Consider the following 19,557-nt stretch of genomic DNA (forward strand, 5'->3'; position numbering starts at 1 on the left):
CTCACGCCGATGCGGAGTTGACGGACTTCGAGAACACGTCCATCATCGCCCGGCCGAACTGCGGCATGTCGGGCCAGCCCCGGCACGAGACGAGGTTGCCGTCCACGACGTCGGGAGCGTCGATGACCGTCGCGCCGGCGTTTTCCATGTCGCCGGTGATGGGCGGGAAGCACGCGGTCTTGCGGCCCTTCAGCAGCCCGTAGACCGCCGGCACCTGGGCGCCGTGGCACACCAGCGCGATGGGCAGGTTGCGCGCGAAGAAGTGCTCGGTGATACGCCGGACGTCGGCGTCGACGCGGATCCACTCGGGGGCACGGCCTCCGGGAATGATCAAGGCGTGGTAGCGCTCGACGTCGACCTCGGCCCACGGCACGTCGACCGGCAGTTTCCGGCCGTTCTTCTCCACGTAGGCGTCGGAGTCGGGATCGAACTCGTGGATGACCAGTTGCACGTCACGCAACGTCCGCGACGAGACGTCGACGTCCCAGCCGCCCTCCTGCACGCGATAGTAGGGATACATGGTGTCGAGCTCTTCGGCGGCGTCGCCGGTCAGGAGCAGTGCTCTGGGCACCTGCTTCTCCTCGCATCCGGGGGCGGCTGAGAGGATCCGATCGGATCCGATTTCTTTCGGTCAGCATTCCCCGGGGCGATCCGCCCGTCAACCCTCTGCCGTCATGGCGCTCACGTCCTCGACCTCGTCGAAGATCCGCCGGAAACGCTCGCCGGAGCGCAGGATGTGCCGGCGCATCGCGTAGGCGGCGGCGTCGGGGTCCCGCGCCGCGATCGCGGCCACGATCTGCTCGTGCTCCGCCATGGCCAGGTGGGTCACCCGGGCATCGCGGTGCAGACGGAAGAGGTGCACGTGGCTGTGCAGGCGAGCGAGCGCCTCCCGGATGACGTCGTTCTCCGCGCTCAGGGCGACGAGATCGTGGAAGGCGGCGTCGCGCAGACCGAATGCGCCGTAGGCCGTCGGCCCGGTGCCCCCCGTCAGTGCCTCCATCTCGGCCAGCATCCGCCGCAGGCCGCTCACCTGCTCAAGCGTCGCCCGCTCGGCTGACCGGCGCGCTGCGGCGGGCTCGAGAAGCAGGCGAACCTCGAGCATGTCCTCGAAGCGGTGCCGGGTGATCTGCGGGGGGATGCGGTAGCCGGCGTGCGGCACCCGCACGACCAGGCCCTCGGCCTCCATGCGGTTGAGAGCATCCCGGATCGGCGTCTGCGAGACCCCCAGCTCACGCGCCAGGACGTCGATCGTGACGCGGGAGCCGGGCTCGATCCGTAGCGACATCAGCTGGCCGAGCAGGGTGTCGTAGACCTCGTCAGCCAGCCGGCCACGAGACCGGCCCGGCGGCATGGCGCCGCCCGTGCCGTTTCGGTCCAGCGAGGTCATCGCTTCGTCGTCCATCGCGACATGAGGTCCTTCCTGCATCTTCGACCCCGTTGACATCAGTAACAACGCTGCGGCATTCTGACGCCCTCGGCCGGATCGTATAGGAAAAGTAGCGGATGATCGTCATCCCGCCACCCAGTACATCGAGGCGCACTCGTGTCACCGGCCCCGGGGTGACACCGGTGAAGCCGGGCACCGCTCCTCCCTGACCCGGCACCCGCGAAACGCAACGAAGCACCTGGCGAGGTTATAGAAGTCACCACCTCAGAAAGCAGGCAACAGATGCGATCCTTACGGCGAATAGGACGACCTGCTCAAAAGGTACAGTTGGTAGCGGCGGCCATGCTACTGGTCGGCGCCGCGATGACGGCTTGCGGCGGCAGTCAGGACGGCGCCACGCAGGTGAGCGCGCCCAAGGCGCCCGCGACCATCCCCGAGCTCACCCGGGACCCGCTGACCCTCAGTTTCGTCTGGTTCGAGTGGCCGCCTGCCCAGGCGCTGGAGAAGTTCGCGAACGAGGAGTACAGGAAGGTACGCCCGAACGCGACCATCAAGGTCAACACCGTCCCGAACGCGAACTGGCACGACGCCATGTTCACCCAGTTCGCCGCACGGAAGACCGACTTCGACATCGCGATCCTGGACTCGCAGCACATCGGCGAGGCGGTGACCAACGGCAACATCCTCGACCTCACCGACTTCGTCAAGAACAACATCGACGTCAACGCCTACGACCCGTACCTGCTGGCCGCCTATGGCCAGTTCCCCCAGGCCGAGACCGGTAAGCGCGACGAGAACGCCAGCCTGTACGGGCTGCCGCTGCTCGGCGACACCTGGACGATGATCTACCGCAAGGACCTGATCGGCGACCAGGCGCCGCAGACCTGGGACGAGATGCTCGCAGCGGCCCAGAAGTGCCAGACGGACAACCCGGGCGTCAGCGGGCTGGCCTTCCACCAGGCCAACGGCTCCGACGCCGCGGCCGTCACCTACAACACGGTCAACGGCGTCTACGGCGGCAACCTGTGGGACGCCAAGACGAAGAAGATCGAGGGCGTCCTCAACGACGCGGCCGGCCAGGAGGCGATGGACGTTCTGGTCAACAAGATGAAGCCGCTGACCGCCAAGGGCTCCGGCAACTGGTTCATCGACGAGGTGAACGCGGCGGTCGCCCAGGGCAAGGCCTGCATCGCGTTCAACTGGATCGCCGCGAGCGGCGGCCTGCTCGACCCGAAGCAGTCGACGCTCGGCAAGTCGAAGGAGGAGATCCTCGGCAAGCTCGGCTTCGCCACCCTGCCGAAGCAGAAGACGGACCTGGTGCCTCTCGGCGGCATGGGAATGCACGTGTCGGCCTACTCGCCGGCGGCGAACCAGGCCGAGGCCCTGAACTTCATGAAGTGGTTCGAGCAGGCCGACGTCCAGAAGAAGTGGGCCGCGGCGGGCGGCGTGCCCTCGCGGACGGACGCCATCCAGTCACCCGAGTTCCTCAACGCCGGCCCGTTCAACAAGGTGTACGCCGACTCGGTTCCGCGCATGCGGGACATGTGGAACGTGCCCCAGTACGCACGGCTCGTCGACATCGAGAACACGGGAGTGAACGCGGCTCTCAACGGCGCGAAGAAGCCGAGCGACGCGCTCAACGACATCGCCAAGGAGCAGCAGGCCGTGCTCGACTCCAGCGGCAAGAAGGGCGGCGGCGGACTGTGAGTGACGCCGTTCCTCTGACGACCGACCGCCCCGGGCAGGTGGCGTCCGTGACGCCGCCCGCCCGGGGCCGGTCCCGCCGGTCGAGCGACCGCAAGCTCGCCGTGGCCTTCATCGCCCCGGCGTTGCTGCTGTTGCTCGCCATGTCGGTGTTCCCGCTGCTGTGGGCGTTGTACCTGTCCTTCACCGACTACTCCGCCACTCGCGGGGGGTCCGGCACCTTCGTCTGGTTCGAGAACTACACCGCGGTCCTGACCTCGGCGCAGGTCCACCTCAGGGCCGTGACGACGTTGATCTACGTGGTCGGTGCGGTCGCCCTGCAGACCGTGCTCGGTTTCACCATCGCCTACCTGATCTCCCGGCGAACGCACGGGCGAGGCCTGCTGACCACGCTGTTCCTGGTACCGATGATGCTGTCGCCGGTGGTGGTCGGCCTGTTCTGGCGATTCATGCTCGACGCGCAGTTCGGCGTGGTCAACAGCATGCTCGGCTCGCTCGGCCTGGGACAGGTGGAGTGGCTCACCCGGCAGCGCACGGCGCTGTTCTCGCTGATCGTGGTCGACACCTGGCAATGGACACCGTTCATCATGCTCATCGCCCTGGCCGGCCTGACCGCGGTGCCCAAGTACCTGTACGAGGCCGCCTCGATCGACCGGGCGTCCGAGTGGTTCCGGTTCCGCACCATCACGCTGCCGCTGGTGTGGCCGCTGCTGCTCATCGCCGTGCTGTTCCGGTCCATCGAGGCATTCCGGCTGTTCGACCTCGTCTACATCCTGACCAGCGGAGGCCCGGGGGTCTCCACCGAGACGCTGTCGTTCCACGTGTACAAGGTCGCGTTCCTCGGCTTCAACACCGGGACCGCGTCGGCGTACGGAATCCTCATGGTCCTCGTCGTCATCGTCCTCACGCAGCTCTACCTGCGCTACCTGAACAAGCTCAAGGAGGACTGATGGCCGTCTCCGTGAACGAGGCCGTGCCCACGAGTCCTGCCCGGGACCGCACGCCACCCGCGCGTCGCATCGGAGGCGGACGGGGCCGCTCGGCGCTCGAGATCGCGCTGCTGAGCGTGCTGGCCGTCGTGATGCTCTTCCCGGTGCTGTGGATGATCGAGACGTCCATCAAGGAGAACCGCGACGTCTACGCCGTACCGGCCAAGTTCCTCGACTTCCAGGTCACCCTGGCCCATTACCAGGACGTCTTCGTCGCCCCCGGCGGCGGCCGGTCGGCGCTGTCCGTCGCGTTTTTCAACTCGGTCCTGGTCGCCGGCGTCTCCACCGTGCTGGCCACGCTGCTGGGCGTCCCGGCGGCCTGGGCCTACTCACGCTTCGCGCTGAAGGCCAAGAAGGACCAGCTGTTCTTCATCCTGTCCACCCGCTTCATGCCGCCCGTGGTGGTCGTGATCCCGATCTTCCTCATGTACCGCCAGGCCGGGCTCATCGACACCCCGCTCGGCCTGATCCTCATCTACACCGCCTTCAACCTGCCGTTCACCATCTGGATGATCAAGGGGTTCGTCGACGAGGTGCCCGCGGAGTACGAGGACGCCGCCATGCTCGACGGCTACACCCGCCTGCAGGCGTTCCGGAAGTTCACCCTGCCGCTGCTCGTGCCCGGCATCGCCGCGACGGCGGTGTTCGCCCTCATCTTCTCCTGGAACGAGTTCGTGTTCGCCATCTTCCTCACCTCCAGCGACGACGTCCGGACGGCCCCACCGGCCATCGCCGGCCTGATCGGCGGCACCACCGTGGACTGGGGCCTGGTGGCCGCCTCCTCCGTGGTGTTCGCTCTGCCGGTGCTCGTCTTCGCCTACCTGGTGCGCAGGCATCTCGTCGCCGGTGTGACGCTCGGGGCGGTGCGACGCTGATGGCCGGCATCGAGGTGACCGCGCTGCACAAGCGCTACCCGGACGGGACGATCGCGGTGGAGCACGTGGACCTGTCCATCGGCGACGGCGAGCTGTTCGTGATGCTCGGCCCGTCGGGCTGCGGCAAGACGACCACGCTGCGGGCCATAGCCGGCCTGGAGCGGCAGACCACCGGCGACATACGCATCGGCACCACGCTGGTCAACGACCTGCCGCCGGCCGAGCGCGACATCGCCATGGTGTTCCAGTTCTACGCCCTCTACCCCCATCTGCGCACCCGCGACAACCTGGCGTTCCCCCTGCGGGCCGAAGGGCTTCCCAAGGCCGAGGTACGCGCACGGGTCGACGAGGCGGCCCGGCTGATGCGACTCGGTCCGCTGCTGGATCGGCGACCGCGCCGGCTGTCCGGCGGCGAGCAGCAGCGCGTCGCGCTCGCTCGCGCCCTGGTACGGCGACCGCGCGCCTTCCTCATGGACGAGCCGCTCACCAACCTGGACGCGGAGCTGAGGGCGGACATGCGTACGGAGATCAAGCACCTGCAGGGCGAACTGGGGACGACGATGGTCTACGTCACCCACGACCAGGTCGAGGCGATGTCGCTCGGTCACCGGATCGCCATCCTCAACAGGGGCCGCGTCGAGCAGATCGGCACGCCGCTGGAGGTCTACGACCGTCCGGCGAGTCTCTTCTGCGCCGCCTTCATCGGCTCCCCGCCGATGAACCTCATGGACGTGGAGGTGGCCGACGGGAAGCTGCGCAGCCAGGGCGGGCTCGACCTCACGCCCCCGCCGGGCCTGCCGCGCGACCGGGGCCTGGTCGCCGGGGTCCGGCCGGAGGCGCTGGAGGTCACGGCGCCCGGGGCGGACCGCTCGATCCCGGCCCGCGTGGTCTCGGCGGAGTGGCTGGGCGACGAGATCATCTACGTGGTCGACCACGGCGGTCAGCGCGACGTCCGGGTCCGGATGGCTCCCACGGTCCGGTTCGCCACCGATACCCGGGTCGGTCTGCGGCACACCGGCGCCACCCCCGCGGTCTACGACGTGCGTACGGAAAGCCTGGTGGCCTGATGGGAACCGTGACGGCGGAGGGGCTGAGCAAGTCCTTCGGCAAGGTCCAGGCTCTGGACGGGGTGACGCTGGACGTGCCTGACGGCTCGTTCTTCGTCGTGCTCGGGCCGTCCGGGGCGGGCAAGACGACCACCCTGCGAGCGATCGCGGGCCTTACGAAGCTGGACGCCGGATCGGTGCGTCTGGACGGCCGGGACGCGACCGGCGACGCCCCGGCCGACCGCGACCTGGCCATGGTCTTCCAGAACTACGCTCTCTATCCGCGGCACACGGCGTACGAGAACATCGCTTCGCCGTTGCGAGCACGCAGGCGCCCCTCGAGCGAGATCGCAGCGGCCGTCGAACGGATCTCGGGCCTGCTGCACATCGAGCGCCTGCTGCAGCGCCGTCCCGCGCAGTTGTCGGGCGGTGAGATGCAACGGGTCGCTCTGGCCCGGGCGCTGGTCCGCAGCCCGCGCGCGTTTCTCATGGACGAGCCGCTGACCAACCTCGACCTCAAACTGCGCGTCGAGATGCGCACCGAGCTCACCCGCATCCATCGCAGTCTCGGAGCCACCTTCGTCTACGTGACCAACGACCAGGTCGAGGCGCTGTCCATGGCCGACCAGGTCGCGGTCCTCAAGGCAGGGCGGGTGCAGCAGGTCGGGACACCGGCGGAGGTGTACGAGCGGCCGGCCAACCAGTGGGTCGCCGGATTCGTCGGGAGCCCGCCGATCAGCCTGCTCGCCTGCCGAGCCGAAGGAGACCGCCTGATCGGTGCGGCGGGCTGGTCGCTGCCGCGGCCTGGTTGGACCACGGCCGAGGACGGGCGCCCGCTGCTGCTGGGGCTGCGCTCGGAGGACCTGTCCGTCGAGCGGCGGGGCGACGCCTCGCTGCCCGGGGAGCTCTACGGGCTCGAGCCGCTCGGTGACCGAACGGTGGTCGACGTCCGGGTGGGGACGGACCTCCTCAAGGTGAAGGCACGACCCACGATCAGCGGCACCCCGGGCGAGCGGTTGCTCGTCACGGTCGACCTGGATCGTGCGCACCTGTTCGATGCGAGCACCGGGCAGTCGCTGTCCGCGGCCACCCGGTGAGGACCCACGCGTTAACGGCATCCCCACAGATGAATCCGGGGGATTTTCCAGCTCAGACTGCATCAGTTTCACCGTCCTGGAGGGAGGCGATCTGATGTCTTACGTCGTCGGCACTGGCACGGTTGCGTTCGGCCGTGACGAGGATCGTCCTCGCGGCGTTGAGGTCTCGGCCTGCCGTGAAGCCGCAGGCCGGGCACTCGAAGACTCGTACACCCAGTCCGAGGCGGCGATTGGCTCTCTCGTCACACGCGGAACAGGTCATCGTGGTGTATGCGGGCGGCACCAGCACCACCCTCCGGCCCGCCCGCTTGCCACGCTCGATCAGTTCGGCCTTGCATGCGCCGATAGACGCGTCGGCGGACTTGCGGGCCATGTTGCGGCTCTTGGCCAGAAACGCGGGTTTGAAGTCCTCCACGGCGATCAGGCGGTGGTGGTCGACCACCTTCTTGGCCCAGACGCGGGCGTCGTGGGTGTTCTGCCGGGCGGCTTTCTTGGCGGTGCGTGCGGCCTGCCGTTTCGCGGCCAGGTAGCCGTTGGACACCGGCTGGCCTTTCGGCCGGCGGCGGGCCATCCTGCGCTGGGCCTTGGCCAGTTCGGCGGCGCAGCGGCGGCGGTGTCCGAGGTGCGGCAGGTCGAACGCCGGGTTCGTTGTGGTGGCAGTGGTCGTCACGCCCCAGTCCACGCCGATACCGGGCAGGTCCGGATCCGGTGCGGCGGCGGTGTCGCGGGTGACGACGAACGACGCGTACCAGTGACCGAGATTGTCCTGGTAGACCCGCACGGACGTGGGATCCGACGGCAGCTCACGGGACCAGACGACCGGGATGGTGAAGCCCTTAGGCAGCCGCAGGCGGCCGCCCTCGACGGCAAAGCCGTTGGTGGTGAACTCCAGGGTCGGCAGCGCGGTCTTCCGGCGTTTGATCCGGGGGCGGCCCCGGTTCTTGATGGTGAACGAGGCGTTCAGCGCGGTGCCGTAGGTGCGCAGGGTCTGCTGCTGCGCGTTCTGCGAACCCTGCCGCAGCCACGCGAGCCGGGCACGGGCCTCGGTCAGCATCTTCGACAGCCTGCCGAACGTCGGCTTCTTCCCCGATTTCTGCTGGTGGACGGCTTCGTTCCACAGCCAGCGGCAGCGGTTCCACTCGGCGAGAAGCGCGGCCTGCGCGATGCGGCCGGGCCGCAGGCGGTAGGTGTAACGCACCGTCTCGACCACACCGACCACTTTACAGACGACATCTTGGCTCTTGCAAACCAGGCGAGTGAGTCAACGGCCACTCGTCACGGGTCCTGCAGCAGAAGCCACCGAAAGCCAGATCCCAGACTTGGAGAACCTCACGAGGTACGTCGGGAACCCGCGCAACGTCTGACCAGACGCCCCTCCGCGTTGACGGCGGATGGGCTATCCCTGACCTGCTCCGCAGGAAATCCAATCCCTCCCCACGGCTGAGGCCGGGGGCTTCCACGGGAGTTTCCATGAGTAACCCGATGAACGTCCTGGCCCCCGAGCACCGGCTGCTCCGGATCGGCGACGCCTGGCGCGGTGCCGCGAGCGGAGCGACCTTCGCCGTCGAGGACCCGGCCACCGGCAAGGTCATCGCCGAGGTGGCGGACGCCGGCGTGGCCGACGGGCTCGCCGCCCTGGACGCGGCGAGCAGGGCGAGGGCGGACTGGGCGGCGACCCCGCCGCGGAAACGGTCGGAGTTGCTGACCGCGACCTACCGGGCTCTGATCGAGCGGTCCGAGGAGGTCGCCCGCCTGATCACGCTCGAGATGGGCAAGCCGCTCGCCGAGGCGAGGACCGAGGTGGCGTACGGCGCCGAGTTCTTCCGTTGGTTCGCCGAGGAGGCGGTCCGCGTCGAAGGGCGTTACGGCACCGCTCCCGGAGGCGGCTATCGCGTCCTCACCGTGCCGAAGCCGGTGGGACCGTGCGTGTTCGTGACGCCCTGGAACTTTCCGCTGGCCATGGGCGCCCGCAAGATCGCTCCCGCGCTGGCCGCGGGCTGCACCACGATCACCAAACCGGCCGCGCTGACGCCTCTCACCATGCTGTTGCTGGCGCGCATCATGCAGGAGGCCGGTGTTCCCCCGGGTGTGGTCAACGTGGTGACCACCAAGCGGGCCGGCGAGGTGGTCTCGGCCCTGCTCCGCGACGGCCGGACCCGCAAGCTCTCGTTCACCGGGTCGACCGAGGTCGGGCGCGGGCTGCTCCGGCTGGCCGCCGACAACGTGTTGCGCACCTCGATGGAACTGGGCGGGAACGCTGCCCTGATCGTGTGTGCCGACGCTGACCTGGACGTCGCGGTCGACGGAGCCATGGTGGCCAAGATGCGCAACATCGGGGAGTCCTGCATCGCGGCCAACCGGATCTACGTCGAGGAGCCGGTGCGCGCGGAGTTCACGGCACGCTTCGCCGAGCGGATGGCGGCGCTTTCGGTGGGTCACGGACTCGACGACGGCGTAGACGTCGGGGCGTTGATCGACGAGCCCTCGGTCGCCAGGATCGACGAGCTCGTCGCCGATGCGGTCGATCGCGGCGCCCGGATCGTGGTGGGCGGCCGGCGTCCGGACGGGCCGGGCTACTTCTACCCGCCCACGGTCATCGTCGACGTGCCCGAGGACGCGCGGATGATGACGGAGGAGATTTTCGGCCCGGTGGCACCGATCGTCTCGTTCACCTCCGACGACGAGGTGATGGCCAAGGCCAACGCCACCGAGTACGGCCTGGCGGGCTACGTCTTCACCCGGGACCTGCAGCGGGCGCTCCGGTTCGCCGAGGGGCTGGAAACGGGAATGCTCGGTGTGAACCGTGGCCTGATATCGGATCCGTCCGCTCCGTTCGGCGGCGTGAAACAGTCCGGGATCGGCAAGGAGGGCTCACACGAGGGCATTCTCGAATACCTCGACCTCACCTACGCGGCGATCGACCTACCGTGACCGGCCCGCTGGTCCTCCACGACCGCCGACGCTCCAGAGAGGCATCGACATGCTTGAGACCGTCCGCGGGCCACGCCAGCTGATAGTGGGCGAAGGCGTCGCGCAGAACATCCCGCGTCTGGTGGCCGAGAGCGGATCGCGGGTCCTCATCGTGACCGACCGGACCCTTCTGGGGCAGCCGGCCGTGGCCGAGATCGTAGCCGCCGTCCGGGACAGGGTGCGGGCCGTCGAGGTCTTCCCCGACGCGACTCCCGACGTGCCGCTCAGCGACGTCGCCTTGGCCGTCTCGGCGGCCACCGCAGTGGGCGCCGACGTGATCCTGGCCATCGGCGGCGGCACGGTGATCGACCTCGCCAAGATCGTCGGCGTGATCCGGCGCCACGGCGGGACACCGAGCGACTATTACGGCGAGTCGAAGGTGCCCGGGCCGACGATTCCCCTCGTCGCGGTCCCGACGACGTCCGGCACCGGCTCCGAGCTCACCCCCGTCTCGGTGCTGACCGACCCCGATCGCGCGCTGAAGGTGGGGGTCTCGAGCGTCCACATCGTGCCCGACTTCGCCATCGTCGACCCGGAGCTCACCTACACCTGCCCCCCGACGGTCACCGCCCACTCCGGCATCGACGCGTTCTGCCACGCGGTGGAGAGCTACACCGCGCGGCCCCGGCCCCACGGACCGCGCGACCCGGTGGAGCAGGTCTTCCTCGGCCGCAACCAGGTCACCGACCACTACGCTCTCCTGGCCGCCGAACGGATCGCCCGCAGCCTGCGCCGAGCCGTCCGGGACGGCGGCGACAAGGACGCGCGCGCCGACATGTCCTTCGGGGCCATGCTCGCCGGGATCGCCTTCTCCCACGCCGGCAACGCGGCCCCGCACGCCCTCCAGTATCCGATCGGCGCGGCGACGCACACGCCGCACGGCCTGGGTGTCGGACTGCTGCTGCCCTACGCGCTCGACGCGGCCCGGGATGCCGTCGGCGACCGGCTGGCCACCCTGGCCCGGGTGTGCGGGCTCGACGTGTCCGGCGCGTCGGACGCCGATGCCGCGGACGCCTTCCTCACCTGGCTCGACGAGTTCCTGGCCGACATCGGCATCCCCGCCACCCTTGCCGACATCGGCGTGGCCCGCGCCGACCTCCCCCGCTTCGCGGAGATGGCCGGTGGTGTCACCCGCCTGATCCAGAACCATCCGGGCCCGACCGACACCGCCAGCCTGACCGCGATCCTCGAAGCCGCCTGGACCGGCGACCGGAGACACAAACGTCCTGACTTCGATCAGGGTCCCGTGACCGCCCCTCCTCCGGCGGGGGCATGACGCATCGCAGATTCGTGTGATGCCCGCTCGTTCGCCGAGTGGCGTGCGGACCGATGGGGCAGGAGGCAGATCCGCATCACGACCAGGCCCCCTGCCGCAATCGCTACGCGTTGAGTTTGTCGCGCCAGGCGAGGAACTCGCGGAGGTCGGTGAGGTCCGGTGTCGGGCCGCCGGTGTGGATGGTGAAGAGGCGGGCGCCCAGCTCGTACATCTTGTCGCGATCTTCGGTTTTGCCCATCACGGAGATCTCGATCTCGCTGGGGTCGCGGCCGACGTCCTTGCAGTGGTCGCGCAGGATGCCGAGTTTGCGTTCGAGGGTCTCGGTGTCGGAGAAGCTGTGCCAGATGGTCGCGTGTTTGGCCGTCAGGCGCAGGGTCTTCTTCTCGCCGCCACCACCGATCAGGACGGGGATGTCGCGGGTCGGCTTCGGGTTGAGCTTCTCCCAGCGGGATTCGATGCGGGGGAGGGCTGTGGCCAGGTCGTCGAGGCGGCCGCCGGCGGTGCCGAACTCGTAGCCGTATTCGGTGTAGTCGCGCTCGAACCAGCCGGACCCGATACCGAGGATCAGGCGGCCTTCACTGATGTGATCGACGGTGCGGGCCATGTCGGCGAGCAGTTCGGGGTTGCGGTAGCTGTTGCAGGAGACCAGGGCGCCGATCTCGACGCGTGAGGTGGACTCGGCCCAGGCGGCGAGCATGGTCCAGCACTCGAAGTGCAGACCGTCCGGCTCGCCGCTCAGCGGGTAGAAGTGGTCCCAGTTGAACAGCACGTCGAGGCCGAGGTCTTCGGCCTCGGAGGCGGTGCGGCGGATGGTGGCGTAGTCCATGTGTTGCGGCTGCAGTTGCAGCCCGATGCGAACCGGCCTAGCGATCATGCTTCCGAGCCTACGTGCCGGCGACGCCGATGGTGGCGGACCCGGCTGGCGACCGGCCAGCCGGGTGAGCGGGCCGTCGTCAGCAGGAGGCCAGGCTGAAGTTGAAGAGGGTGTCGACGTCGCCGTCGGTGGCGTTCATCGACATCGTGCTGGTGGCGGTGGAGGCGCCGGCGTCGATCCGCAGCTCGGTGTTGACGTTGAGGACGCTCTGCGAGCCGCATTCGGCGTAGGTGAGCACGGGCGCGACGTCCCACGTGGTCCAGAGACCGTTCAGGGGGCCGGTGAACGTCACGTCCTTGCGCTCGGTGGCGGAGGCGCCCTGCCAGTAGTAGCTGGTGCGCTGCAGGGCGGTGGCGCCGGAGCGGAGGACGGCCTTGCCGCGGTAGTTGGCGGAGGCGATCGCGATGGTCCAGCCGTCGGGGATGGTGACCAGGACGCCGAGCTGGCAGTTCTTGCGGCGGTCGATGATGGCGGCGCCACCGCCGGCCTCGGCGACGAAGTCCCGGTACCTGACCCGGAATCCGGTGCTGTCGTTGTTGCCGACGACCGAGGCGGTGCCGGGGGCGCAGCCCGAGCCGTTGGCGGCGATCACCTCGACGGTGATGGCCGGCGCCGCGGCGTGGGCGGGGGCGGCGGCGAGCGGAATGGCCAGGGCCGTGGTCAGCACGGCCGCCATCACGCGGTTGCTTTTCTTCATGGACTTCCTTCCGGGGAACGGGTGGGTGCCACTGTATGGAAACTCTGGAATCATTCCAGAACGGCGGTCATCGCATCCGCGACCACCGTAGTGGTGGCTCTCTTGCATTTACAAGGATGAATTACTTATTGATCTCCACGCAACCGTGCAAGTTGCATTGCTGCAGGTCCAACCGCCGGTCAAATCTACTTATTTCGCTTAAAGCGTGTTCTATTTTGCACTGTTTTGCCAGGTTGATGCCTCGCACTCCTCTTTATCGATGGGCATCAATAGGAGCCTCTGCGAGGTGTACGGCTGTTGACTTCTATTGACATGCATCAATAGCTTGAGCCCGTCCGTTCCCGACCCCGAAGGGGTGAACATGAAAAGGTTGTTAACCCGTGCCACAGTGGCGCTGGCGCTTCTCGCGTCCACGCTGCTCGGCGCCACGCCGGCGTCCGCGATCATCGTCATCGTCGACCCGCCGCCGGCCGGCGAGATGTCCATCGAGCTGGTCGCGATGGCCGGTTCGGGCTGTGCGCCGGGCACCGCCGACGTCGCCATCTCGCCCGACAACTCGGCCTTCACCGCGATCTACAGCGCCTACCTGGCGCAGGCGGGCCCGAGCGTACCGGTCACCGAGAACCGTAAGAACTGCCAGCTCAACGTGCTGGTCCACGCGCCGGCCGGCTTCACCTTCGCGATCGCCAAGGTGGACTACCGAGGATACGGATACCTGCAGCGCGGCGCGGTGGCGCAGCAGCGGGCGAACTACTACTTCCAGGGCATGACGACCGGCAGCTACGCCAACCACGCGATCGCCGCGCCGCTGGACGACAACTGGATCGCCACGGACTCGGTGCCGATCGCGTCGCAGGTCTTCCGGCCCTGTGGCGAGCAGCGCAACCTCAACATCAACACCGAGCTGCGGGTCACCAAGGGCACGTCGACCGACGTCAGCTACCTGACGATGGACTCCACCGACGGCAGCATCGAGACGATTTACCACTTCACCTGGATGCGGTGCAACGCGAAGTAACGCGGAGCGGTGGTGGCGAATCCGCAACGTTCGCCACCACCACCGGTCACGTGCAGGTGCCGTCGAGCCGCCGGCCGATCGTGGTGAACTCGCCGTTCAGGAACGCCTTCGGGTCCGTCCCCCGGGAGGCGGCGCTCAGCGTGTCGGCGATCCCGCCGGCCGCGGCGCGCTGGGCGGCGTCGGTGCTCCGGTCGCCGGCGGCCGCGATCTGGCCGGCCATGTCGGCGAAGGTGCGCTTCAGGCCCTCGGCGTCGTCGTTGACGGTGTGCTCGGCCAGCCGGACGGCACCCTCGGTGAGGACCTTGTAGACGGCGGTGCACACATATTCCGGCTGCCCGGCCGACGCCGACGGGATCGGGGCGATGCTCACCGGGGCGGGCAGGGATCCGGCCGGGATCTCGATCTCGATCCCGTCGCATCCGGCCGCGAGCGCGGCCGAGGCCACGAGCAGGGCGGTGGCGACGGCGGTGCGGCGACGATGCGGCACTGCATTCCCCTCCTTCGATGGCGTACGCCGGAGCATAGTGCCCGCCGCGACTTTTGCCGATCTCGGAAGTTAGCTACCTACGTGGCAAACATCCCCAAAACCGGTAAAAAGGTGCTGCGTCGCGTGATGATCACCGGCGTGGCGACGGTTCTCGTCGCCGCCGGTGGCACGGCCTTCGCGGAGATCGTCTCCTCGCAGCCGTCCGTCACCCCTCGTTCAACGGCCCCGTCTACGCCGTCGCCTACGCCGGCGACACCGTCTATGTCGGCGGCGACTTCACCTCCGCCTCGGCCGGTGGCACCGCCCAGCGGCGGACCAGGCTCGCCGCGTTCGACGCGCGCACCGGCGAGCTGCGTGACTGGGAGCCGGCGGCCGACGCCAACGTGCGGGCCCTCGCCGTCGACGAGGGGATCGTCTACGCGGCCGGCGACTTCGACACGGTCAACGGCGAGGCCCGGGACGCCGTCGCCGGCATCGCCGCCGCCGACGGCACGGTGACCTCGCTCAAGCACACCGTGGCCGGGCAGCCGAACGCCGTAGCCGCCGGGCACGGGCGCATCTACCTCGGCGGGCGGATCACGGCGGTGGACGGGCAGCCGCGCAGCAACCTGGCGGCGTTCTCCACCGAGAGCGGCGCGCTCGACGCGTGGGCACCGACCACCGACGACGCCGTGAACGCGCTCGCCGTCACCGACGAACGGGTCTACCTCGGGGGAAGCTTCCACAAGACCAACAACGCGCGCTCGACGCTGCGGCTCGCCGCCGTCGACCCGGCCACCGGCGTGCTCGACGAGACGTTCCTGCCGAAGCCCGTGTCGCAGGTCTTCGCGCTTGCGGCCCACGCCGACGGGGTGTACGCGGCGCTCGGTGGCAAGGGCGGGCGGGCCGTGTCGTACACCCGTGACGGGCAGACCCGCTGGACCCGTGTCTTCGACGGCGACGCGCAGGCGGTCACCCTGCTCGACGACACCGTCTACGTGGGTGGGCACTTCGACAAGGCGTGCACCACCACCAACAACGGAGCCCGCGGCCTCTGCACCGACGGCTCGGTGGTCCGGGGCAAGCTCGCCGCCGTCGACCGGGAGGGCAACCTGCTCGAATGGGCGCCCCAGGCCAACGGCGTCGCCGGCACCAGGCAGCTCGCGGCCAGCCCCCGCCTCGGGTCGATCAGCGCGGTCGGCGACTTCACCCTCGTCGGCGGGGTGAGCCGGAAACGGTACGTCGAGTTCAACGGGGTCGAGCCGCGCACCGAGTCGGCCTCCGCCGCAGGCCCCGTCGCCGGCCCCGTCGCCGCGTACAACTTCGACAGCACGATCGCCGACGGCACCTTCGACGACGGGTCCGGGCGCGGGCACCTGCTGCGCACGGTCGCCCGCCACGGCGGCGTGCCGCGGATGGTCCCGAACGGCAACGGCCAGGCCCTGGCCTTCCCGGCCAAATGCGCGGGCGGCGAGTGCCCCCGCCTGGTCCTGCAGACCGGCGACGCCGCCGACCTCAACCCCGGCAACGAGCCGATCCGGTACGGGGCGGGCGTGCTCCTTGCGCCCGAGGAGACCGGCCGGGGCGAGAACATCCTGCAGAAGGGCTACTCGAAGGCCGGCGGACAGTACAAACTGCAGGTCGACGGGCTCTCCGGCAAACCCAGCTGCGGGATGAGCGACAAGAGCGGGACCACGGTGTACGTGGCGCGCAGCCGTACCTCCGTGGCCGACGGGGAGTGGCACTCCCTTGAGTGCCGCCGCACCGGCCCCACGCTGGCGATCCTGGTCGACGACCGCCTCGAGTCGGCGGTGGCCGTCCCGCCGACGCTCTCGGTGGAGTCGGAGGAGCCGTTCACGATCGGCGGTAAGGGCGTCGGCCAGAACAACGACCAGTTCCACGGAACCCTGGACGACGTCTGGATCCAGATCGGCTGAGTCCGCCGGACCGCGAAGGAGATAGGTCCGCGGGGAAAGCGGCGCTGTCGGAAAGATCGGGCCGCGGAAGAAGCCGCAGCGCGAAGGAGATCGGATCGTGGGGAGAAGAGCCCCGGCGGCCGTTGTGGACGGCAGACAGACCGCCGGGGCGCGAGGCGTGTGCCGGTCGGAGGGCCGGCACACGCTGCTCACTTTCACGGTCCCGTGTCGCCCGGTCGATCGGAGAGCGGGGCGTGACCCGGTCCGGCGAGGACGGCGCCGGGGGTCACGCGCTGCCGGGGCGGCGCAGAATCGAAGGTCATCGTTGCAGCCATGTTGCGTGTACGCAACAGGATGTTTCAGATCTCGCGGGGCAGCAGGGTCGCCACCGCGGCGCCGACGGCCAGGACCGCCGCGCCGGCCAGCACCGCGGGCACCACGCCGTCCACGAAGTCCTGCCCGTCGGCGAACCCGCCGTAGCTGCTGAAGATCGAGGAGAGCACGGCCACCCCGGCCGCCACCCCGAACTCGCGGATCGTGTTGTTGGCGCCCGAGGCCACCCCGCGCTGCTGCTCGGTGACGCTGGCCAGGGTGATCGTGCTGATCGGCGCGAAGGTCAGCCCCATGCCGACGCCGGCCAGCAGGAACGCGCCCACGAAGTCGCCGTAGCTCGCGTCGGTCGAGGTGGCCAGCCCGATCCACAGGATGCCGGCGGCCAGGAGCAGCTGCCCGGCGACGACCAGGTTCCGCAGTCCGAGCCGGGCCCCGAAGATCCCGGCCAGCGGCGCCACCACCATCGGCGCGGCCGTCCACGGCAGGGTCCGCAGCCCGGACTCCAATGGGGTGAGCCCCTGGACCACCTGGAAGAACTGGGCGAGCAGGAACACCGAGCCGAACGCGCCCGCCGAGAAGGTCAGCGTCACCACGTTGACCAGGCTGAACGACCGCGAGCGGAACAGGCTCAGGGGCAGCATCGGCGCGGAGTTGCGCGACTGCCAGACCAGGAACGCCACGATCAGGGCGGCGCCGGCGGCCAGCATGACCGGCACCCGGCCGGAGGTCCAGCCGCGGTCCGGGCCGTCGACGATGCCCCAGATCAGCAGCAGCATGCCGCTCGACGACAGCAGCAGGCCCAGCGGGTCGAGCCGGCGCGCGCCGCCGCGGGACTCGTCGAGCACGACCGCGGCAAGGATCAGCGCGCCGACGCCGATCGGCACGTTGACCCAGAAGATCCAGTTCCACGTGAGGCCGTCGACGACCGCGCCGCCGATCACCGGGCCGAGCGCCACACCGAGGCCGGTGATGCCGCCCCAGATGCCGACCGCGGCGTTGCGCAGCCGGTCGGGACGGCGGCGGCCAGCAGCGTCAGTGACAGGGGTGCGATGGCGGCGCCGCCGATGCCCTGCACGGCGCGGGCCGCGGTGAGCTGCCACGGCTCGGTAGCCAGGGCGGCCGCCGCCGAGGCGGCGGTGAACACGGCGATGCCGAACAGATACATCCGTCGGCGGCCGATCCGGTCGCCGAGAGCGGCCGCGGTGAGAAGGAAGGCGGCAAACGGCAGGGTGTACGCGTTGACGAACCACTGCAGGTCGGCGATCGACGCCCCGAGCTCGGTGCGGATGACCGGCAGCGCGGTGCTGACGACCAGGTTGTCCAGGGCGCCCATGAAGGCCGGGATGCCGACGGCGGCGATCACCAGCCCGAACGGGCGCGTTCTCGTGGTTGTTCCGGCAACGGTGGTCACGGTGACGCTCCCCGTAGTTGTTATCGACTGATAACTAAGAACGTAAGCATCGACTGATAACCTGTCAACATGGTCCGGACCCGTCTCACCGCTCAGGAACGCCACGCACAGCTGGTGGAGGCTGCTGTCACCGCCTTCGCGCAGGGCGGTTATGCAGGGACGACGACCGATCAGGTGGCCAGGATCGCCGGCGTTTCACAGCCCTATGTGATCCGCATCTTCGGCTCGAAGCAGGAGTTGTTCCTCGCCACCGTGCGCCACGCCGGCGAGCGGGTGCAGCAGATCTGGCGTGACGCCGCCGCCGAGGACCCGACCCTGAGCGGGCTGGGCAAGGCCTACAAGCAGCTGCTCGCCGAGCGAGACCTGCTCGTCGTGCTGCTGCACGGGTTCGCCGCCGCCTCCGACCCGGGCCTCGGCGACGCCGTCCGCCAGTGTTACGGCGAGCAGTTCACACTGGTCCGCGAGCTGACGGGCGCGTCGGCCGAGGAGACCCGCGACTTCTTCGCCAGCGGCATGCTGATCACGGTGCTCGGCGCGATGCGGGTGCTCGGCCCGGACGCGGTCCCGGTCCAGCCGTGGATGGCCGAGCTGCTCGGCACCCTCCCGCGGTAGGGCTCAGATGTTGTGCCGGGTGTAGGCGGGCTCGCGCCAGCCCAGCATCGCCTCGGTCATCCGGATCGCGTCGGAGGCCGCCCGCACGTCGTGGACCCGCATGATCCGGGCGCCGCGGGTGAGGCAGAAGACCACCGTGGCGAGGGTGCCGGCCAGCCGCTCCTGCTGCGGGCGGTCCAGGGTCTCGCCGATGAAGTCCTTGTTGCTCAGTGCCGCCAGCATCGGATAGCCGATCGCCGCGATCTCGTCGAGCCGCCGGCACAGCTCCAGCGAGTGGTGGGTGTTCTTGTTCAGGTCGTGACCCGGGTCGATGATGATCTGGTCCGGTCGCACCCCGCGCGACAGCGCCAGCTCCACCTTGTCCCGCAGGAAGGCGCCGACCTCGGCGGTCAGGTCGCCGTACCGCGGGCTCGGGTACTCGGTGCGCGGCGCGGCCAGGCTGTGACAGATCACCAGCTGCGCGTCCGTCCCGGCGACCGCGTCGGCCATCGCCGGATCACGCAGCCCGGACGTGTCGTTGACGACCCCGGCACCCGCCCTGATCACCTCGGCGGCCACCTCGGGGCGGAACGTGTCGACCGAGACGACCGCGAGGCCACGGGCCGCCTCGACGACCGGCAGCACCCGTTTCAGCTCCTCGGCCGCCGGCACCTCCGGGCCCGGCGCGAACGGCACCCCGCCGATGTCGATCCAGTCGGCCCCCTCGGCGGCGGCCTTCGTCACCGCCTCGGTCGCCTTCTCCAGAGCGAACGTGCGGCCCCTGTCGTGGAACGAGTCGGGCGTGCGGTTCACGATCGCCATCACGACGGCCTGGCGGGAGAAGTCGTAGGTCCGGCCGCCGATGACCCGCGGGCCGAGAAGTCCACTCACGGTTGGCGACCCTAAC

17 protein-coding genes and 1 pseudogene are annotated in these 19,557 nt (G+C 69.4%); 10 read left to right on the forward strand and 8 right to left on the reverse strand.

Features of this window, described 5'->3' with window-relative positions; translation table 11 throughout:
• Position 1: 1 nt before the first annotated feature.
• The gene (locus ACQPZW_RS15435) at positions 2-571 is read right to left on the reverse strand and encodes a DJ-1/PfpI family protein (protein WP_433795563.1); all 570 of its coding nucleotides are present in this window, start codon (positions 569-571) and stop codon (positions 2-4) included.
• Positions 572-658: 87 nt separating this feature from the next.
• Complete coding sequence (locus tag ACQPZW_RS15440) at positions 659-1,402, reverse strand: GntR family transcriptional regulator (protein WP_433795564.1); 744 nt, start codon at positions 1,400-1,402, stop codon at positions 659-661.
• Between the two features lie 327 nt (positions 1,403-1,729).
• On the opposite strand from ACQPZW_RS15440, the gene ACQPZW_RS15445 reads away from it, so the two are divergent.
• The 5 genes from ACQPZW_RS15445 to ACQPZW_RS15465 are packed head-to-tail and all read left to right on the forward strand — an operon-like array spanning position 1,730 to position 7,098.
• Entirely contained in the window at positions 1,730-3,094 is a 1,365-nt protein-coding gene (locus ACQPZW_RS15445; protein WP_433795565.1) for an ABC transporter substrate-binding protein, read from the forward strand.
• A 47-nt stretch (positions 3,095-3,141) separates the two neighbouring features.
• Positions 3,142-4,041, forward strand: a complete 900-nt coding sequence (locus ACQPZW_RS15450; protein ID WP_433795566.1) for a carbohydrate ABC transporter permease — start codon at positions 3,142-3,144, stop codon at positions 4,039-4,041.
• The gene (locus tag ACQPZW_RS15455; RefSeq protein ID WP_433795567.1) at positions 4,041-4,955 is read left to right on the forward strand and encodes a carbohydrate ABC transporter permease; all 915 of its coding nucleotides are present in this window, start codon (positions 4,041-4,043) and stop codon (positions 4,953-4,955) included. The genes ACQPZW_RS15450 and ACQPZW_RS15455 overlap by 1 nt, the downstream gene beginning before the upstream one ends.
• Complete coding sequence (locus ACQPZW_RS15460) at positions 4,955-6,022, forward strand: ABC transporter ATP-binding protein (RefSeq protein ID WP_433795568.1); 1,068 nt, start codon at positions 4,955-4,957, stop codon at positions 6,020-6,022. The genes ACQPZW_RS15455 and ACQPZW_RS15460 overlap by 1 nt, the downstream gene beginning before the upstream one ends.
• Complete coding sequence (locus tag ACQPZW_RS15465; RefSeq protein ID WP_433795569.1) at positions 6,022-7,098, forward strand: ABC transporter ATP-binding protein; 1,077 nt, start codon at positions 6,022-6,024, stop codon at positions 7,096-7,098. Before ACQPZW_RS15460 ends, ACQPZW_RS15465 begins: the two co-directional genes overlap by 1 nt.
• A gap of 52 nt (positions 7,099-7,150) precedes the next feature.
• On the opposite strand, the gene ACQPZW_RS15470 is transcribed toward ACQPZW_RS15465, so the two are convergent.
• Entirely contained in the window at positions 7,151-8,308 is a 1,158-nt protein-coding gene (locus tag ACQPZW_RS15470) for an RNA-guided endonuclease InsQ/TnpB family protein (RefSeq protein WP_433795570.1), read from the reverse strand.
• 260 nt (positions 8,309-8,568) lie between these two features.
• On the opposite strand from ACQPZW_RS15470, the gene ACQPZW_RS15475 reads away from it, so the two are divergent.
• Both ACQPZW_RS15475 and ACQPZW_RS15480 read left to right on the forward strand, forming a co-directional pair.
• The gene (locus ACQPZW_RS15475) at positions 8,569-10,029 is read left to right on the forward strand and encodes an NAD-dependent succinate-semialdehyde dehydrogenase (protein ID WP_433795571.1); all 1,461 of its coding nucleotides are present in this window, start codon (positions 8,569-8,571) and stop codon (positions 10,027-10,029) included.
• Between the two features lie 49 nt (positions 10,030-10,078).
• A complete protein-coding gene (locus ACQPZW_RS15480) occupies positions 10,079-11,344 on the forward strand; it encodes an iron-containing alcohol dehydrogenase (protein ID WP_433795572.1) in 1,266 nt (421 codons plus the stop codon).
• Between the two features lie 103 nt (positions 11,345-11,447).
• Here ACQPZW_RS15480 and ACQPZW_RS15485 read toward each other — a convergent pair whose 3' ends face one another.
• Together ACQPZW_RS15485 and ACQPZW_RS15490 are read right to left on the reverse strand one after the other, a co-directional pair.
• Positions 11,448-12,218, reverse strand: a complete 771-nt coding sequence (locus ACQPZW_RS15485; protein WP_433795573.1) for an LLM class F420-dependent oxidoreductase — start codon at positions 12,216-12,218, stop codon at positions 11,448-11,450.
• 79 nt (positions 12,219-12,297) lie between these two features.
• The gene (locus tag ACQPZW_RS15490; RefSeq protein WP_433795574.1) at positions 12,298-12,915 is read right to left on the reverse strand and encodes a DUF4360 domain-containing protein; all 618 of its coding nucleotides are present in this window, start codon (positions 12,913-12,915) and stop codon (positions 12,298-12,300) included.
• Positions 12,916-13,276: 361 nt separating this feature from the next.
• Here ACQPZW_RS15490 and ACQPZW_RS15495 point away from each other — a divergent pair, with 361 nt between their 5' ends.
• Entirely contained in the window at positions 13,277-13,933 is a 657-nt protein-coding gene (locus ACQPZW_RS15495) for a DUF4360 domain-containing protein (RefSeq protein ID WP_433795575.1), read from the forward strand.
• A 46-nt stretch (positions 13,934-13,979) separates the two neighbouring features.
• On the opposite strand, the gene ACQPZW_RS15500 is transcribed toward ACQPZW_RS15495, so the two are convergent.
• Positions 13,980-14,420 (reverse strand): hypothetical protein, encoded by a 441-nt coding sequence (locus ACQPZW_RS15500; RefSeq protein WP_433795576.1) that lies wholly within the window; start codon positions 14,418-14,420, stop codon positions 13,980-13,982.
• 383 nt (positions 14,421-14,803) lie between these two features.
• Between ACQPZW_RS15500 and ACQPZW_RS15505 the strand changes: the two genes are divergently transcribed.
• On the forward strand, positions 14,804-16,336 hold the full coding sequence (locus ACQPZW_RS15505) for a LamG domain-containing protein (RefSeq protein WP_433795577.1): 1,533 nt from the start codon (positions 14,804-14,806) through the stop codon (positions 16,334-16,336).
• A 338-nt stretch (positions 16,337-16,674) separates the two neighbouring features.
• Here ACQPZW_RS15505 and ACQPZW_RS15510 read toward each other — a convergent pair.
• Positions 16,675-17,981 (reverse strand): annotated as a pseudogene (locus tag ACQPZW_RS15510) (MFS transporter).
• A 147-nt stretch (positions 17,982-18,128) separates the two neighbouring features.
• Between ACQPZW_RS15510 and ACQPZW_RS15515 the strand changes: the two are divergent.
• Positions 18,129-18,671, forward strand: a complete 543-nt coding sequence (locus tag ACQPZW_RS15515; protein ID WP_433795578.1) for a TetR/AcrR family transcriptional regulator — start codon at positions 18,129-18,131, stop codon at positions 18,669-18,671.
• A 3-nt stretch (positions 18,672-18,674) separates the two neighbouring features.
• Here the strand turns inward: ACQPZW_RS15515 and folP are convergent, their stop codons facing one another.
• On the reverse strand, positions 18,675-19,472 hold the full coding sequence (gene folP, locus ACQPZW_RS15520; protein ID WP_433797547.1) for a dihydropteroate synthase: 798 nt from the start codon (positions 19,470-19,472) through the stop codon (positions 18,675-18,677).
• Between the last annotated feature and the right edge of the window lie 85 nt (positions 19,473-19,557).

Source organism: Actinoplanes sp. CA-252034 (assembly GCF_050956125.1).
Lineage (GTDB): Bacteria > Actinomycetota > Actinomycetes > Mycobacteriales > Micromonosporaceae > Actinoplanes.

Bases quoted from the DNA above. Each gene is read 5' to 3' on its own strand.
- ACQPZW_RS15440 (WP_433795564.1), bottom strand. From the start codon at position 1,402: ATGGACGACGAAGCGATGACCTCGCTGGACCGAAACGGCACGGGCGGC.
- ACQPZW_RS15445 (WP_433795565.1), top strand. From the start codon at position 1,730: ATGCTACTGGTCGGCGCCGCGATGACGGCTTGCGGCGGCAGTCAGGAC.
- ACQPZW_RS15455 (WP_433795567.1), top strand. From the start codon at position 4,041: ATGGCCGTCTCCGTGAACGAGGCCGTGCCCACGAGTCCTGCCCGGGAC.
- ACQPZW_RS15460 (WP_433795568.1), top strand. From the start codon at position 4,955: ATGGCCGGCATCGAGGTGACCGCGCTGCACAAGCGCTACCCGGACGGG.
- ACQPZW_RS15465 (WP_433795569.1), top strand. From the start codon at position 6,022: ATGGGAACCGTGACGGCGGAGGGGCTGAGCAAGTCCTTCGGCAAGGTC.
- ACQPZW_RS15475 (WP_433795571.1), top strand. From the start codon at position 8,569: ATGAGTAACCCGATGAACGTCCTGGCCCCCGAGCACCGGCTGCTCCGG.
- ACQPZW_RS15480 (WP_433795572.1), top strand. From the start codon at position 10,079: ATGCTTGAGACCGTCCGCGGGCCACGCCAGCTGATAGTGGGCGAAGGC.
- ACQPZW_RS15485 (WP_433795573.1), bottom strand. From the start codon at position 12,218: ATGATCGCTAGGCCGGTTCGCATCGGGCTGCAACTGCAGCCGCAACAC.
- ACQPZW_RS15490 (WP_433795574.1), bottom strand. From the start codon at position 12,915: ATGAAGAAAAGCAACCGCGTGATGGCGGCCGTGCTGACCACGGCCCTG.
- ACQPZW_RS15495 (WP_433795575.1), top strand. From the start codon at position 13,277: ATGAAAAGGTTGTTAACCCGTGCCACAGTGGCGCTGGCGCTTCTCGCG.
- ACQPZW_RS15515 (WP_433795578.1), top strand. From the start codon at position 18,129: ATGGTCCGGACCCGTCTCACCGCTCAGGAACGCCACGCACAGCTGGTG.
- folP (WP_433797547.1), bottom strand. From the start codon at position 19,472: ATGGCGATCGTGAACCGCACGCCCGACTCGTTCCACGACAGGGGCCGC.